The 14,135-nt window shown below is 55.4% G+C and carries 13 protein-coding genes; 5 read left to right on the forward strand and 8 right to left on the reverse strand.

Annotation, left to right across the window (positions count from 1 at the left end):
- Positions 1 to 2: 2 nt before the first annotated feature.
- The 5 genes from AUQ41_RS13110 to AUQ41_RS13130 all read left to right on the forward strand — a co-directional run bounded on the left by AUQ41_RS13110 (position 3) and on the right by AUQ41_RS13130 (position 5,927).
- Positions 3 to 305: a sarcosine oxidase subunit delta gene (locus AUQ41_RS13110; protein WP_063088802.1), complete on the forward strand. Its 303-nt coding sequence runs from the start codon at positions 3 to 5 to the stop codon at positions 303 to 305.
- The gene (locus AUQ41_RS13115) at positions 302 to 3,295 is read left to right on the forward strand and encodes a sarcosine oxidase subunit alpha (protein WP_063088803.1); all 2,994 of its coding nucleotides are present in this window, start codon (positions 302 to 304) and stop codon (positions 3,293 to 3,295) included. Before AUQ41_RS13110 ends, AUQ41_RS13115 begins: the two co-directional genes overlap by 4 nt.
- A 15-nt stretch (positions 3,296 to 3,310) precedes the next feature.
- Positions 3,311 to 3,862, forward strand: coding sequence for a sarcosine oxidase subunit gamma (locus AUQ41_RS13120; RefSeq protein ID WP_063088804.1), 552 nt, complete (start codon positions 3,311 to 3,313; stop codon positions 3,860 to 3,862).
- Positions 3,863 to 4,032: 170 nt separating this feature from the next.
- Positions 4,033 to 4,971 (forward strand): 2-hydroxyacid dehydrogenase, encoded by a 939-nt coding sequence (locus AUQ41_RS13125; protein ID WP_063088805.1) that lies wholly within the window; start codon positions 4,033 to 4,035, stop codon positions 4,969 to 4,971.
- A 104-nt stretch (positions 4,972 to 5,075) separates the two neighbouring features.
- A complete protein-coding gene (locus AUQ41_RS13130; RefSeq protein ID WP_063088806.1) occupies positions 5,076 to 5,927 on the forward strand; it encodes a DUF1989 domain-containing protein in 852 nt (283 codons plus the stop codon).
- A gap of 63 nt (positions 5,928 to 5,990) precedes the next feature.
- Here the strand turns inward: AUQ41_RS13130 and modC are convergent, their stop codons facing one another.
- From modC to AUQ41_RS13170, 8 genes are all read right to left on the reverse strand, one after another.
- Entirely contained in the window at positions 5,991 to 7,121 is a 1,131-nt protein-coding gene (gene modC / locus AUQ41_RS13135) for a molybdenum ABC transporter ATP-binding protein (protein ID WP_063088807.1), read from the reverse strand.
- On the reverse strand, positions 7,118 to 7,810 hold the full coding sequence (gene modB / locus AUQ41_RS13140; RefSeq protein ID WP_083952665.1) for a molybdate ABC transporter permease subunit: 693 nt from the start codon (positions 7,808 to 7,810) through the stop codon (positions 7,118 to 7,120). Before modB ends, modC begins: the two co-directional genes overlap by 4 nt.
- Positions 7,807 to 8,583, reverse strand: a complete 777-nt coding sequence (modA, locus tag AUQ41_RS13145) for a molybdate ABC transporter substrate-binding protein (protein ID WP_232308389.1) — start codon at positions 8,581 to 8,583, stop codon at positions 7,807 to 7,809. The genes modB and modA overlap by 4 nt, the downstream gene beginning before the upstream one ends.
- A 174-nt stretch (positions 8,584 to 8,757) precedes the next feature.
- On the reverse strand, positions 8,758 to 9,276 hold the full coding sequence (locus tag AUQ41_RS13150; RefSeq protein WP_063088809.1) for a hypothetical protein: 519 nt from the start codon (positions 9,274 to 9,276) through the stop codon (positions 8,758 to 8,760).
- Positions 9,277 to 9,339: 63 nt separating this feature from the next.
- Positions 9,340 to 10,029, reverse strand: a complete 690-nt coding sequence (locus AUQ41_RS13155; RefSeq protein ID WP_063088810.1) for an exonuclease domain-containing protein — start codon at positions 10,027 to 10,029, stop codon at positions 9,340 to 9,342.
- Positions 10,030 to 10,034: 5 nt separating this feature from the next.
- A complete protein-coding gene (locus AUQ41_RS13160; RefSeq protein ID WP_063088811.1) occupies positions 10,035 to 11,903 on the reverse strand; it encodes a DUF294 nucleotidyltransferase-like domain-containing protein in 1,869 nt (622 codons plus the stop codon).
- Positions 11,904 to 12,024: 121 nt separating this feature from the next.
- Entirely contained in the window at positions 12,025 to 13,791 is a 1,767-nt protein-coding gene (locus AUQ41_RS13165) for a sodium:solute symporter family protein (RefSeq protein ID WP_063088812.1), read from the reverse strand.
- Positions 13,792 to 13,815: 24 nt separating this feature from the next.
- The gene (locus tag AUQ41_RS13170) at positions 13,816 to 14,073 is read right to left on the reverse strand and encodes a DUF4212 domain-containing protein (RefSeq protein WP_008889559.1); all 258 of its coding nucleotides are present in this window, start codon (positions 14,071 to 14,073) and stop codon (positions 13,816 to 13,818) included.
- Between the last annotated feature and the right edge of the window lie 62 nt (positions 14,074 to 14,135).

Below are 14,135 nucleotides of genomic sequence, written 5' to 3' on the forward strand. Positions count from 1 at the left end.
ACATGCTTCTGATCCATTGCCCCTATTGCAATCAGACCCTGCCGGAACTGGAATTTACCTATGCCGGTGAAGCGCATATTGCACGTCCGGCCGATCCGTCGTCGGTCAGTGACGAAGAATGGCGTGATTTCCTGTTCATCCGCACCAACGTGAAGGGCCCGCATTATGAACGCTGGCGCCACTTCCATGGCTGCGGTCGATATTTCAACGCAGTGCGTGACACTGTCAGTGACCGGTTCCTGATCACCTATAAAATCGATGATCCCCGTCCTGAACTGTCCAAATTGTTGGAGAAATCGAAATGAGCAGCTTCCGCGTTTCCGGGCGTGGTCGCGTCGATCACACCCAACCGATCCAGTTCACTTTTGATGGCAAGAAAATCAAAGGTTTTAAAGGCGATACCATTGCGTCGGCCCTGCTGGCCAATGGTATTCACCTTATGGGTCGTTCGTTCAAATATCACCGCCCGCGTGGTGCCGTGACGGCCGGTTCCGAAGAACCGAACGCACTGGTCGGCACGCGCCGTGGTCCGGGCCGGTTTGAGCCGAATACCCGTGCAACTGTTCAGGAAATCTGGGACGGTCTTCAGGTCAACAGTCAGAACCGCTATCCCAGCCTGTCCTTTGACATTGGTGCGATCAATGACAAGGCCTACATGCTGTTTTCGGCCGGGTTCTATTACAAGACCTTCATGTGGCCGAAATCCTTCTGGGACAAGGTCTATGAGCCGTTCATTCGTGCGGCAGCCGGTCTTGGCGTTTCGCCGACCGAACCCGATCCGGATCACTATGCATCGCGGTATCTGCATACCGATGTTCTGATCATTGGTGCTGGTCCTGCCGGTCTTGCTGCGGCCCTTACGGCGGCGCGTGCCGGATCGCAAGTGACCCTTGTTGACGAAAACCCCGAAGCGGGCGGTTCGCTTCTGTCTGAGCCATCAGCGATGATCGAAGACATGCTGGCATGGGATTGGGTTGCCAAAACCGTGGCAGAGCTCAAAGAGCTTGGCGTCAAAGTCATGACCCGCACGACCGCGATTGGCTATTACCACCAAAACATGGTTGGTCTGTGTGAGAAGCTGACCGATCACCTGGCCAGCCCGGATGCAGAAACCCCGCGTGAACGCATGTGGCGTGTCCGCGCCAAGCAGGTTGTTCTGGCGCAAGGCGCACTTGAAAAGCCGCTGGTCTTTGATGGCAATGACCGCCCGGGCGTGATGCTGGCCGGTTCGGCCCAGACCTACCTCAACCGTTATGGCGTTCGGGTTGGTGACAAGGCTGTCATCGTCACGAGCCATGACAGCGCATGGTACGCGGCCTTTGATCTTGCCGATGCGGGCACCACCATTGCTGCCATCGTTGATACCCGTTCAGAACAGAATACCGATCTGATTGCCGAGGCCACCAAACGTGGCATTCGCATCATGGCCGGTCATACTGTGACCGGCACCGAGGGCCGCCTGCGTGTCAAATCGGTTCGCGTTAACCCGGTCAGTGGATCGTCGGTCGGTCCGGCTGAAATGATCGGATGTGATTGCCTTTTGATGTCGGGGGGCTGGACGCCGTCGCTGCATCTGTTTTCCCACACCAAGGGAACGCTTAAGTGGGACGACGAACGCCAGACCTTCCTGCCGGACCACAAGGCAGAGGAATGCGAAATCGCCGGTGCGGGCCGTGGCCTGTGGGGCATTGAGGCCGTTCTGAATGACGGGGCGGAAATGGGCGCGGCTGTGGCCAAAAGCCTTGGCAAAAAGGCCAAGGCTGCAAGCTACGGCGTTGCCAACGACCGTCCGGGGACCGGTGTCAGCCACAAGGAACTGCCGACCGATCTGGATGCTGGCAAGGCACGTGCCTTTGTCGATTACCAGAACGACGTGACCGCCAAGGACCTTCGTCTGGCGGTACGCGAAGGCATGCGTTCGATCGAACATGTCAAACGTTACACCACCAACGGCATGGCGACCGATCAGGGCAAGATGTCGAACATCAACGGCCTTAACATTGCCTCTGACGCGTTGGGTGTGCCGCAGCCGAAAGTTGGCCTGACAACTTTTCGTCCGCCTTACACCCCGACGACCTTTGGCGCCTTCTGTGGTTATCACAAGGGCAGTCACTTCGAAGTGACGCGAAAAACTCCGATTGATAGCTGGGCCGAAGAAAATGGTGCCGCTTACGAGCCGGTTAGCCTGTGGCGCCGTGCATGGTACTTCCCGAAAGACGGTGAAGACATGCATGCAGCCGTATCGCGCGAATGCCGTGCGACGCGCGCAAGTGTCGGTATCTTTGATGCATCGACCCTTGGCAAGATCGAGGTGGTTGGTCCCGATGCGGTTGAATTCATGAACCGCATGTACACCAACCCCTGGACCAAGCTGGCACCGGGCCGGGCACGTTATGGCCTGCTTCTGGGCGATGACGGGTTCATTCGTGATGACGGTGTGATTGGCCGTCTGGCGGATGATCGCTTCCATGTCACCACCACGACCGGTGGTGCGGCACGTGTGCTGAACATGATGGAAGACTACCTTCAGACCGAATGGCCGGGCCTAGATGTCTGGCTGACTTCGACGACCGAGCAGTGGGCGACCATTGCTTTGAATGGCCCGAATGCCCGCAAGGTGCTTGAGCCGTTCGTCGAAGGTCTTGATATGTCTGATGAAGCCTTCCCGCACATGTCAGTTGCCGAATGCCGCGTTGGCGGCTTTCCGGCGCGCCTGTTCCGCATCAGCTTTACCGGTGAAGTCGGCTTTGAAGTCAACGTTCCGGCCCATGCCGGTCGTGCACTTTGGGAAATGCTGTTCGAGGCGGGCAAGAAATACGATATCTGCCCCTATGGGACCGAAACCATGCACGTGCTGCGTGCCGAGAAGGGCTATATCATTGTCGGTCAGGATACCGATGGCACAGTCACCCCGCACGATGCCGGGCTGAGCTGGGCTATTGGTAAAATGAAACCTGATTTCGTCGGTAAACGTGGTCTGGCGCGTCCGGACCTGGTTGCCGAAGGCCGCAAGCAGTTGATCGGTCTTCTGACCGAAGATGGCAAAACCAAGCTTGAGGAAGGGGCACAGATCGTTCTTGATCCGAACCAGCCCAAGCCGATGAAGATGGTCGGCCATGTGACATCAAGCTATCACAGCGATGCCGCAGGTCGCCCGATTGCCATGGCGCTGCTTGAAGACGGTTTCAATCGTTTGGGTGAAACCATTTACATTCCGATGCCAGATCGTGTGATCAAGGCGACCGTCACCGGGACCGTGTTTTACGATCCCGAAGGCGAACGGTTGAAACTCTAGGCGGGGAACAGAAAAATGACGGTACTTACACACGCATTTACGCCAGGTCCGATCGTTGCTTCAGGGCCGGTCAAACTGACCCTGATGGCACCTGTTGCCCGTTTCTCGCTGCGTTTGCGGGCGGCCAATATTCCGGCCGTATCCAAGGCGATTGGTGTTGATCTGGCAACCACTGTTGGCGCACGTGCGGCCAACGGCACGACTGAGTCCATCTGCCTCGGTCCGGATGAATGGCTGATCATTGCCAAGCCGGATGATGCCGAAACAGTGACCAAGGCGTGCGCGGATGTCTATGCATCGGCAACCCACAGCCTGACCGAGGTGTCAGCCCGTGAAGTCACGGTGCGCATCGAAGGCGAACGTGCGAGCGAGTTGCTGACCATCGGTTGCCCACGCGATATCGACAGCATCCCGGTGGGTGGTGGTTGCCGTACGGTGATTGACGGTGTCACGGTTGTTCTTTGGCGGGATGCCGAGCAAAGCTTCCGCATGGATATCTGGCGTTCCTTTGCCCTGCACATCATTGATCTGCTCTGCACCGGCTGCAAGGAATTCGCGGCAGAGTAATCTGCATTGGGGCGGGGATTGGGCGATTGCCATCCCCGCCCTCATTGTATCTAGGCAAACGTATTGGGTTGAATGTGGTTTTCTGGTGATACGAAACTGCGCATCAACTTGTCTCAGGTGATTGAGGCCGCTAGTCTTTGGGGCACACGCAGCCACCGAAAGACGCCCCAATGATACGTTCCGTCCTTGCCCTTCTTGATATCCGCCCGGCCTATACGGCCATGTTGGCAGAACGCCACGATCTGCATCGCTATGACCTGGTTTCGGACAAGCAGAAATTTCTTGATGAAATGGGCGATCAGATCAGAGCAGTTGTGACATCCGCGCGCTTTGGTGTTCCGGATGACTTGCTGGCGCAACTGCCGAACCTTGAAGTCATTACAAGCTTTGGCGTTGGGCATGATGTGTTTGATCTTAAGGCTCTTCGTGACCGCGGCATTCGTCTTTCAACCACACCTGACGTTCTGACCGATGACGTTGCCGACACGGCGATCATGTTGATGCATGCCACTTTGCGACAGCTTGTTTTGGGTGATGACTGGGTGCGCAGCGGAAAGTGGGCCGCAAAAGGTCCGATGGCACTGACCAGAAGTGTACGCGGCAAGAGGCTTGGCATTGTAGGGCTCGGCCGGATTGGACAGGCAATTGCATCACGCGCAGTGCCAAGTGGGGTCGAGGTCGGCTATTTCGGACGCAGCAAGAAGGACGTCGAGTACCGGTTCTTTGATGATCTGACGGCACTCGCGACATGGTCGGATATCTTGGTGTTGTCCTGCCCCGGTGGGGCCGCGACCAACGGGATTGTGAATGAAGTGGTGCTTGAAGCCCTTGGCAAAGATGGTGTCGTGATCAATATCGCACGGGGATCGGTGATTGATGAACCGGCTTTGATCCGGGGGTTGCAGCACGGGTCGATTGCCGGTGCGGGACTTGATGTGTTTGCAAATGAACCGGAGATTGATCCAGCATTTGCCAAGTTTGATAACGTTGTGCTGTATCCGCATCTGGCGAGTGGAACGGTGGAAACCCGCGATGCCATGGGCCAACTGGTTGTCGATAATCTTGATACGTGGGATGAACGCCGAGAATTGATCACACCGCTTGTTTAGTTGTTCGTTTGATCTGCCTGTCGGACAGGTTGAAACAGGCTTGTGTCAACCTGTCACTGTGCCATTCTGTCGCCCATCTATTTTCCTGTTATCGAGGCCACCCCATGACTTTCAAACCCCAGCACCAAGCCCCAACAGACGCCGCCGAGCGTCGCGCGATTAAGCCGGTCGTTGTTTATCCCAACGGAACCTTGCCCGAGCCCGACTTTGCGACGCTTACCGAATTCAAGGCTTCAATGAAGAAAGTGAACGAGGTTATCGTTCCACCACGCGATGCGCGCACGTTTCATGTGCCCAAGGGATACTTTTTCCGCATTGTCAGTGTCGATGGGCCGCAGGTCGGTGATTTGAACCTTTGGAATGCCAATGACCTGAAGGAACGGTTTTTTAGCGGCAAGACCCGTGCCCTGCATCGGACACACCTGACCACAGGTGACCGTTTGTGGTCCAACATGCCCTATCTGCGTTCGATGGCGCTCATCAGCGAAGATACCCTTGATTGGTATGGCTTTGATGAGGATGGCGGCAGTGTGCATGACGTGATCGGCACCCGCTGCGATCCGTTCACCAACCGGTTGCTGTCAGGGAATGATTATCACCATTGCTGCCATTCCAACCTTTGCCGGGCCTTTAGTGATGAGACTGGCATGTCGATGCAGGAAGCCGATCACTATGTGCATGATGTGTTGAATGTCTTCATGTGCACCGGCTTTACCAAGGACACCCATCAGTATTTCATGAAGGCAAGTCCTGTACGCCCGGGGGACTATCTTGAAATGTTTGCCGAGATTGATTTGCTGGGCAATCTGTCGACCTGTCCGGGTGGGGATTGCAGCACCGGCCATTCAAGTGATGAAGCCGCTTGTTATCCGCTGAAGGTCGAGATCTATGAAACCGATCCGGCCTTGCAGGATAAATGGGATTGGCCAGCGCCCAGTGCGTATCAGCACCCTTAAGCCTTAAAACAAACCCCCGTCGAAGATACCGGCGGGGGTTTGCCGTTTCCTGGTGTGTCAAATCTAGCGATCGCGCAACTGCCCATTGACTGTGACCGACTTGATCACGGCAAAGACCTTTTGATGGGGCTGCAGTTTTAAGCGTGATCCCGACCATTTCGTGATGCGGGCATGAATTTTGGGGCGGCCACTGGTTTCGGCCAGAAGGGTGGCGTCCGCATCCTGACCAAAGCACATGGTCACGTCGATGGTGTCACCGGGCTCGTCACTGATTTTGGTGATGGTAACGGGAATGATGTTGTTGGCACTGATATCGTGGGGCGGGGTGCGGGCAATCATGACGTCGCGGGCACGAATATGCAGTCGGACACGATCACTTTTCGGACGGCCCAGATAGGGCACGACAAGTCGTTGACCGCCACATTCAAGGAAGCTGACCTCGGCCTTGGGATCACGACTGACAATTCGGGCGGCCAGAACCGTTCCGGCATCAAAACGCCCGGCCAGCGGCGCCAAGTCCGTGCGGCCCAGCATCTCAAATACCGACCCGGTCGCAAGTGTCTTGCCCTGATCAATGATCACCATGTGGTCGGCAAGGCGGGCGACCTCGTCAATCGCGTGGGTGACATACAGGATCGGTATCTTGCGATGATCACGCAACCATTCGAGATATGGCAGGATTTCCTGTTTGCGGGCGTGATCAAGGGCAGAAAGCGGTTCATCAAGCAGCAATACATCCGGATTGGACAAAAGTGCACGCCCCAGTGCCACCCGTTGCTTTTCCCCGCCAGACAGAAGGTTGGGTCGGCGATCCATCAGATCCCAGATATCAAGCATCTCAAGGATGGCCTGTTGTTCATCCTGTGGCAGTTTGTGGGGATTACGGCGCGCGCCGTAAAACAGGTTGTCGCGGACCGATTTGTGGGGGAACAGGCGATTATCCTGAAACACGCAGCCAACCCGACGCTTGCGAACCGGAAGGTTGATGCCACGTGAATGTTCAAAAAGCACATGGTCGTTGATTTGAATATGGCCGCGATCCGGGCGGACCAAACCGGCAATCATGTTAACAAGCGTCGTCTTGCCACTGCCAGAAGGGCCAAACAGGGCGGTTATCCCCGGTTCAGGAATATTGAATTCGGCGGAAAGCCGGAAAGTCTTGAGACTGCGTTCAACATTGACACCGATGCTCATGAAGCGGCCCTCTTGCGAATACGACGGAGCGCCAATTCAGACAGAAGCAACCCGGCAAAGGCCAACCCGATCGAAAGAGCCGCCAAACGTGCCGCGGCCAATTCGCCGCCCGGTGTCTGGATCGCAGTATAGATCGCCAGTGGCAGGGTGCGGGTCTCGCCTGGGATGTTTGATACGAACGTGATGATCGCACCAAACTCACCAAGGCTTGCGGCAAAGGCGGTAATGGCACCGGCAATGATACCGGGGAGTGCCAAGGGTAGTGTCAGCGAAAAGAATCGGTCAATCGGCCCGGCGCCAAGGGTTTCGGCAGCCTGATAAAGACCGGGATTGACGTTTTCCAGGCTCAGTCGAATGGCGCGGACCTGAAACGGGAAGCTTACGATCGCCGATGCCAGTGCCGCGCCCGTCCAGCTAAAAACAAAACGCAGATCGAATGTTTCATACAGCCAAGCGCCCAACGGTGCCCGTGTGCCCAAGGCAATCAGCAACAAATAGCCCATCACAACCGGTGGCAGGATCAGCGGTAGATGCACAATCGCATCAAGAATAAAGCGCCCTGGAAACCGACCGAGGGCAAGCGCAGTTGCGACGATGATGGCAAAGGGCAGTGCACAAGCAACAGCAACGCCTGAGATGCGCAAGCTTAGCAGAAGTGCCTCGATTTCGGCGGGGGTTAAGCTGATCATTTTCCGGGTACGTTGGCTTGCGTTGTTGCAACGGGTTCAAAGCCATAGTCGGCAAAAATGCGCCCCGCGTCATCCCCCAAAAGCCAAAGTAGGAATTTCATGGCTTTGGTTTCGGACGGATCACCTGTCAGGGCAACAGGATAGGTAATGACCGGGTGACTGTTTTCGGGGAAGGTGCCGATGATTTTGACGTTATCTGAAATGCCGGCGTCAGTTTGATAAACGATGCCAATCGGTGCTTCGCCCCGTTCAACCAGCGCCAGGGCCGCACGAACATTGTCAGTACGCGCAAGCATTGGTGCGACCGTTTCCCATTGCCCCAAAGATGTCAGTGCCTGTTTGGCATAAATCCCGGCAGGTACGTGGTCCGGGTCGCCGACTGCAATGCGATCATTGGGTCCGATCAATGCTGTCAGGTCTGAAGTATCGCCAATTTTAATCGGGCTAAGATTGCTATCTTTGGGGGCGACAATAACCAGACGGTTTGTCAGCAGGTCATGACGACTGCCGGGGACAAGCGGGCCCTGATCAGTTAACCAGGTCATCCATTTTTCGTTGGCAGAGATAAAGACATCTGCGGGTGCCCCTGCGGCAATCTGGCGCGCCAGTGTCGAAGAACTTGCCAGTGACAGGCGTATTGTATCACCGGTTTCCTTTTCATAGGTGGCGGCCGCAGTTTCAATGGCGTTGGTCAGGCTCGCAGCGGCAAAGACAGTGATATCGCGCGCACGGGCCGCTGTTGAGATGCTGCCGAAAAAAACGACCGCGATCACAAAGAAGGCGACTGCGGATGGCAATGGGGATCGAAAATGGGGCATAGGGACCCGTAACTTAAGAAAAAGGGCGCGTTTGCATCACTATAGCCGAAATCAGTTTTGTTGCCACACATGACAAGGCCCGCCACAGGGCGGGCCAAAGGTTATCCGGTTTCGCGATGGAAACAGCGTTCAGGAACAGACCGCCGCGCGCAGGGGGTCGTTGGCATCCATATCAAACCATTCATTCATCGCGGTCGGGAAGCCGTTGCTGTCGAGTGATGTATCGGGCGTGATATAGCCACGCCGTCCTTGCGCACAATCAACAAGATGGGTCAGGGCAAGGGTTTCGCCGCCCTTGCGCAGCAGCAGGGTCATGACGCGTTTTTCATCGGGGTTTTGGGGATTGGATACCAGTTTTTCGCGATCAATCGCCGTAAAGCGGTTGGTCGGTGCGGAAACCAGTGTCCACGGCGCGAAAATGTTTTCGTCAGTAAAGGTCTGAATGACGCTGATGGTTTGAGGCAGACGGGCCTCGTAGCGATCAAACCATGTGTATTCATCCCAGATCATGTAGCCAAACATCGCAATCGCTGCGACGAGCGGAATGACATATTTCGGTGCCTTACGGCCCCAAAGCCGGAACAGCAACATGACCACGCCAGCCGACGCAAACCCGATAACAACGGTTGAGAAGATAAAGACGTACATAGGCTGGTGGCTCCCGATCTGCTGTTATTATTGGTGGGGCATTTTTTGAGCCCTGATAACCGATTAGCGCAGTATCCGGTCGAGCTCAAGTTCGCCTTTCGGATCACGTTTGGCGATCTGGGCCAGAAACAGGCCCGACGCGGCAATCGCGTCAGACAATGCGTTATGGGCCCGGAAGGGGGGCAGGTTATGATTTCGGCGCAATGTATCAAGCCTGAGCGCCCCGGATTTCATGGTTTCTCCGCTGCGCCGGATGTCACGCAGAGCCAGAACCAGAGTATCGACCGTCGGGATTTGCAGTGGCGCGCCAAAGAACTGTTTGCAGGCTTGGCCAAGGAATCCCAGTTCAATTGGCGCATGATGGGATAGCAGAACCCGGCCAGCCATCTGGGGCAAAAGATGCTCAAGGGCTGCTTCAATGCTTGGGGCATCGGCGACATCGCTGTCAAAGATCCGGTGGACCACGACCGAGCTTTCGCTGAGCTCCTTGGTTGGCCGCACCAGAATATGTTCGCAACTTGAAAAATCGACCGAAAGCTGACGGATAATCACCCAGCCGAGGCTGACGATTTCGTCCTTTTTGGGGTCAAGGCCGGTGGTTTCCAAATCAAGAGCGATGAATTCGGTTTCCATCACGGATCTTTCAGGATCGGCAGGCGGCACATCGTAATAGGTCCGCAAAGGCCCGGTTGCCTTGCGCTGGATGAAGTCACGATACAGCCGACTGTCGAGGATTTTCTGGCGCAATCCCATATGGCTTACGTCCCGCTTTTGCCAAAGGCGTGCTCAAGCGCGCCCTGAAGGTTCTTGATCACCGAGAACGCATCTTTTAGATGGCTGCGCTCAAACGCCGACAGGCTTTCAGGTTGCAGGAAGTTATCGGGTTTTTCGCCGCGCCGGATCTGACGGACCTGATGTTTCAGGCGGGTGATGCTGATGAATTCAAAGGCATCGAGAAGGTCTGATGCCCCCTGATTGCTGATGGATGGGAATGCCTTTACGGCATTGAGCCGCTCATAGGTATTTACGGCCTCGACACCGTTGGCAAGGGCGTGAATGCGGGCGACATCAACAATTGGCACCACGCCGTTATGTTTCAGATCAAGCGTCTTGTCATGTTCGCCGCCGCGGATCATGACGAAATTCTTGAAGAAACCAAGCGGGACGTGATGGCTCAGCGCATTGCCCACCATATAGGCCTGGAAAATACGGTTGTCCTTGGCCTTGGAGATGATCATGCGATGCAGGTCTTCAAACAGGCTTTTGGTGCCGTGGACCGGGCGCAGGTCAAACCAGACCGAACACAACATCAGGGACTTTGGTTCGGGTTGTTCGATCCATTTATTGAAATAGTGCTGCCAGGTGCGCACCGGTTGCCGCCACTCATCTGTTCTGGCCATCATTTCACCGGGGCAATAGACGTAGCCAACCTTGTTCAGGCCATCACAGACAAAGTCGGCAAGATTTTTGAAATAGTCCCCGTGCTGATCCGCGTTATAGGCGTCATCTATAATCAGGCAATTGTCCTGATCCGAAAGTGCCGTTTGTTCCTGGCGGCCTTGTGACCCACCCGCCATCCAGACATAGGGGACGGGCGGTGGGCCGAATTCTTCCTCTGCCAGTTGCAGCAGCCGGGCGGTCGCCGCATCCGAAAGGGTCGTTACGATATGTCCGGCATTTTGCGATGTCGCGCCCGCCTCAATAAGGTGACTAAGAAGTTCGGGGACCTGGGCGATGACCTTTGCCATTTCTTCGGGTTCGGTCAGTTTGCCGATCCGACCTGCCATGTAAACAGCCGACAGCGACTGGCGTGCCAGCAAGTTGTTGGTGGTGATCATGCCAACTGCCTTGCCGTCCTTCATCACCGGCAGATGACGGATATTGTTGCGTGTCATGGTCAGAAGTGCATCAAACGCATACTGATCAGGATCGATTGAGATCGGCTTTTCGGTCATGATGGCGGTTACCGGCTCATCATAACTGCGGCCCTTGGCGATGACACGATTGCGCAGGTCACGGTCGGTCATGATCCCGGCAACGCCGTCACCGCCTTCGGTGATCAACAGACAGGAAACGCGTTCCTTGCTCATCAACTGGCCAGCTTCGAGGATGGAGGCCGACTTGTCGATGCTGACCAGTTCGCGCGCGATCAGGTCACTGACCTTCACACTCATCAGTTTGAGCTGATCGTCATCGCGACTTTCGAGCAACTGCATGCCACTGCGCAGGCGTTCGCCCCCCATCTGGGCGAAGAAATAGCTAAACTGCGGATACTTGCCAGTTAGCGCGTGAAAATCCTTCTCAGGCAGCAAGTAACACAGGCTGTCTTCGAGAGTTGTAATGTTGTTGGCCGCGCGCCCGTTCTGATACATCGCGCGCACACCAAAGCATTCACCCTCTGACAGGCGGGCAAGCAACTGCCCGTTCGGGTCACGGGTTTCGGTGCCGCCGGTGCGGATGATGTAAAGATGAAGGCATTGTTCCTCGGGCGAGAGGACTTTGGTCCCTGCGCGGAAATAGCGGGCCGAGAGGCGCTTGGGCAGGGCGTTGATTTCTTCGTCAGGTAACAGATCGAACGGGTGGTGCTGTTTTAGAAATTCGGCAATTTCTTCGAGTTCGATGCTCATGACTGTTTTCCTCCGCAAGGGCATGCCCTGAGTCATTGTTGCCTGACTAAGGCCGAAAAGAAAAGCCCCCGGATCAATGATCCGGGGGCCTGCAACAGTTCTTGGCAAACCAGTTGACCGATTAGTGGTCAACTGCGCCACCGGCTCCTTTCGGAACGCGGATGTCTTCAATCATGTGCTGGATATGCTCTGGCGGTTCAGCGGTGACTTTCGACACAGCGAAAGCAACGATGAAGTTCAGGATCATACCAACGACGCCAATGCCTTCCGGCGAGATGCCGAACAGCCAGTTTGCTTCGACGTTTTCGATCAATACCGGGATAAAGATGCCCTTGTAGGACATGATATAACCCATGGTGAAGATCAGACCGACCAGCATCCCGGCAATAGCACCTTCACGGTTAACCTTCTTGGAGAAGATACCCATGATGATAACCGGGAACAGCGAGGATGCGGCAAGACCGAAGGCGAAGGCCACCACCTGTGCCACAAAGCCCGGAGGATTGTAGCCCAGATAACCGGCAATCACGATCGCGACCGCAGCCGCAACACGCCCGGCCATCAGTTCCTGTCCTTCTGTCATGTTCGGTGTGAACGTGCCTTTGAGAAGGTCATGTGAAACGCCTGATGAAATCACAAGCAGAAGACCAGCAGCTGTTGAAAGTGCTGCGGCGATACCACCAGCTGCGACCAGGGCAATGACCCAGTTCGGAAGCTGTGCGATTTCCGGGTTGGCAAGAACCATGATGTCACGGTCAACGCTCAGTTCGTTACCAGCCCAGCCATATTCGGCTGCTTTGGTCGCAAACTCTGCGTTCGCATCGTTGTAATACTGGATGCGGCCGTCACCGTTCTTGTCTTCGAACTTCAGAAGGCCGGTTGCTTCCCAGCGCTTCATCCAGTCCGGACGTTCTTCATAGACGAGGTTACCGTCTTCTGCGCCCACTTCACCGGTCTGGATGGTGTCGGTCAGGTTCAGGCGTGCCATTGCACCAACTGCCGGAGCAGTGGTGTACAGCAGCGCGATGAAGACCAGCGCCCAACCGGCAGAAGAACGTGCATCACGGACTTTCGGAACGGTGAAGAAGCGAACGATAACGTGCGGAAGACCGGCAGTACCAACCATCAGTGCAAGCGTGATTGCAAAGATATCAATCGTTGACTTGTTGGTGGTGGTGTATTCGAGGAAGCCGAGTTCCGTCACAACCTGGTTAAGGCGATCAAGCATGTATTCGCCTGTGCCATTCACGGTCGAGCCAAATGCCAGCTGCGGCAGCGGATTGCCGGTCAGTTGGAAGGCAATAAAGATTGCCGGAATGGTGTAGGCAATAATAAGAACGCAATATTGTGCAACCTGGGTATAGGTAATGCCCTTCATGCCGCCAAGAACAGCATAGATGAAGACGATGCCCATGCCGACGATCAGGCCGGTGAGGAGTTCAACTTCAAGGAAGCGCGAGAACACGATACCAACGCCGCGCATCTGACCTGCCACATAGGTAAACGAGATAAAGATCAGGCAGATAACAGCAACGATACGGGCGGTTTTGGAATAATAACGATCCCCGATGAATTCCGGCACGGTGAATTTGCCGTACTTGCGAAGGTACGGTGCCAGAAGCATCGCCAGCAGGCAGTAACCACCTGTCCAGCCCATGAGGTAAACCGAGCCACCATAGCCAAGGAAGGCAATGAGGCCAGCCATAGAGATAAAGGAAGCAGCCGACATCCAGTCTGCTGCGGTCGCCATGCCGTTGACGACCGGGTTAACACCTTTGCCAGCGACATAGAATTCGCCGGTGGTGCTTGCCTTGGCCCAGATCGCGATGCCGATATACAGCGCGAAGCTCAAGCCGACGGCAATATATGTAAGGGTGGTAAGATCCATCTTGTCTGTCTCCCTGATCCTGCGTCAGTCGTCTTCACGAACGCCGAATTCGCGATCCAGTTTGTTCATCTTGGCCACATAGACGAAAATCAGTGCGACAAAGACGTAAATGGACCCCTGTTGAGCAAACCAGAAACCAAGCTGGAAGCCCGCGATTTCGATAGAGTTGAGGGCATCGACAAACAAGATGCCGAAACCGTAGGAAACGATGAACCAGATCGCGATAAGGACCGAGACCAGCTTCACGTTTCTCTTCCAGTAGGCTGCGCTTTGTTCATCCATCGCGCGTCTCCTTCCTAGAAATGATAACTTTCCCTGCCGACATATTTTTATGCTGTGTTTGT

The sequence above is a fragment of the Thalassospira sp. MCCC 1A02898 genome (assembly GCF_001618185.1).
In the GTDB taxonomy this organism is placed as follows: Bacteria; Pseudomonadota; Alphaproteobacteria; order Rhodospirillales; family Thalassospiraceae; genus Thalassospira; species Thalassospira tepidiphila.

What these genes read in the sequence shown, in the direction of transcription:
- modB (WP_083952665.1), bottom strand. Translation starts at nt 7,810, where the DNA reads ATGATCAGCTTAACCCCCGCCGAAATCGAGGCACTTCTGCTAAGCTTG.
- AUQ41_RS13130 (WP_063088806.1), top strand. Translation starts at nt 5,076, where the DNA reads ATGACTTTCAAACCCCAGCACCAAGCCCCAACAGACGCCGCCGAGCGT.
- modC (WP_063088807.1), bottom strand. Translation starts at nt 7,121, where the DNA reads ATGAGCATCGGTGTCAATGTTGAACGCAGTCTCAAGACTTTCCGGCTT.
- AUQ41_RS13125 (WP_063088805.1), top strand. Translation starts at nt 4,033, where the DNA reads ATGATACGTTCCGTCCTTGCCCTTCTTGATATCCGCCCGGCCTATACG.
- AUQ41_RS13170 (WP_008889559.1), bottom strand. Translation starts at nt 14,073, where the DNA reads ATGGATGAACAAAGCGCAGCCTACTGGAAGAGAAACGTGAAGCTGGTC.
- AUQ41_RS13155 (WP_063088810.1), bottom strand. Translation starts at nt 10,029, where the DNA reads ATGGGATTGCGCCAGAAAATCCTCGACAGTCGGCTGTATCGTGACTTC.
- AUQ41_RS13165 (WP_063088812.1), bottom strand. Translation starts at nt 13,791, where the DNA reads ATGGATCTTACCACCCTTACATATATTGCCGTCGGCTTGAGCTTCGCG.
- AUQ41_RS13120 (WP_063088804.1), top strand. Translation starts at nt 3,311, where the DNA reads ATGACGGTACTTACACACGCATTTACGCCAGGTCCGATCGTTGCTTCA.
- AUQ41_RS13110 (WP_063088802.1), top strand. Translation starts at nt 3, where the DNA reads ATGCTTCTGATCCATTGCCCCTATTGCAATCAGACCCTGCCGGAACTG.
- AUQ41_RS13150 (WP_063088809.1), bottom strand. Translation starts at nt 9,276, where the DNA reads ATGTACGTCTTTATCTTCTCAACCGTTGTTATCGGGTTTGCGTCGGCT.
- AUQ41_RS13160 (WP_063088811.1), bottom strand. Translation starts at nt 11,903, where the DNA reads ATGAGCATCGAACTCGAAGAAATTGCCGAATTTCTAAAACAGCACCAC.
- AUQ41_RS13115 (WP_063088803.1), top strand. Translation starts at nt 302, where the DNA reads ATGAGCAGCTTCCGCGTTTCCGGGCGTGGTCGCGTCGATCACACCCAA.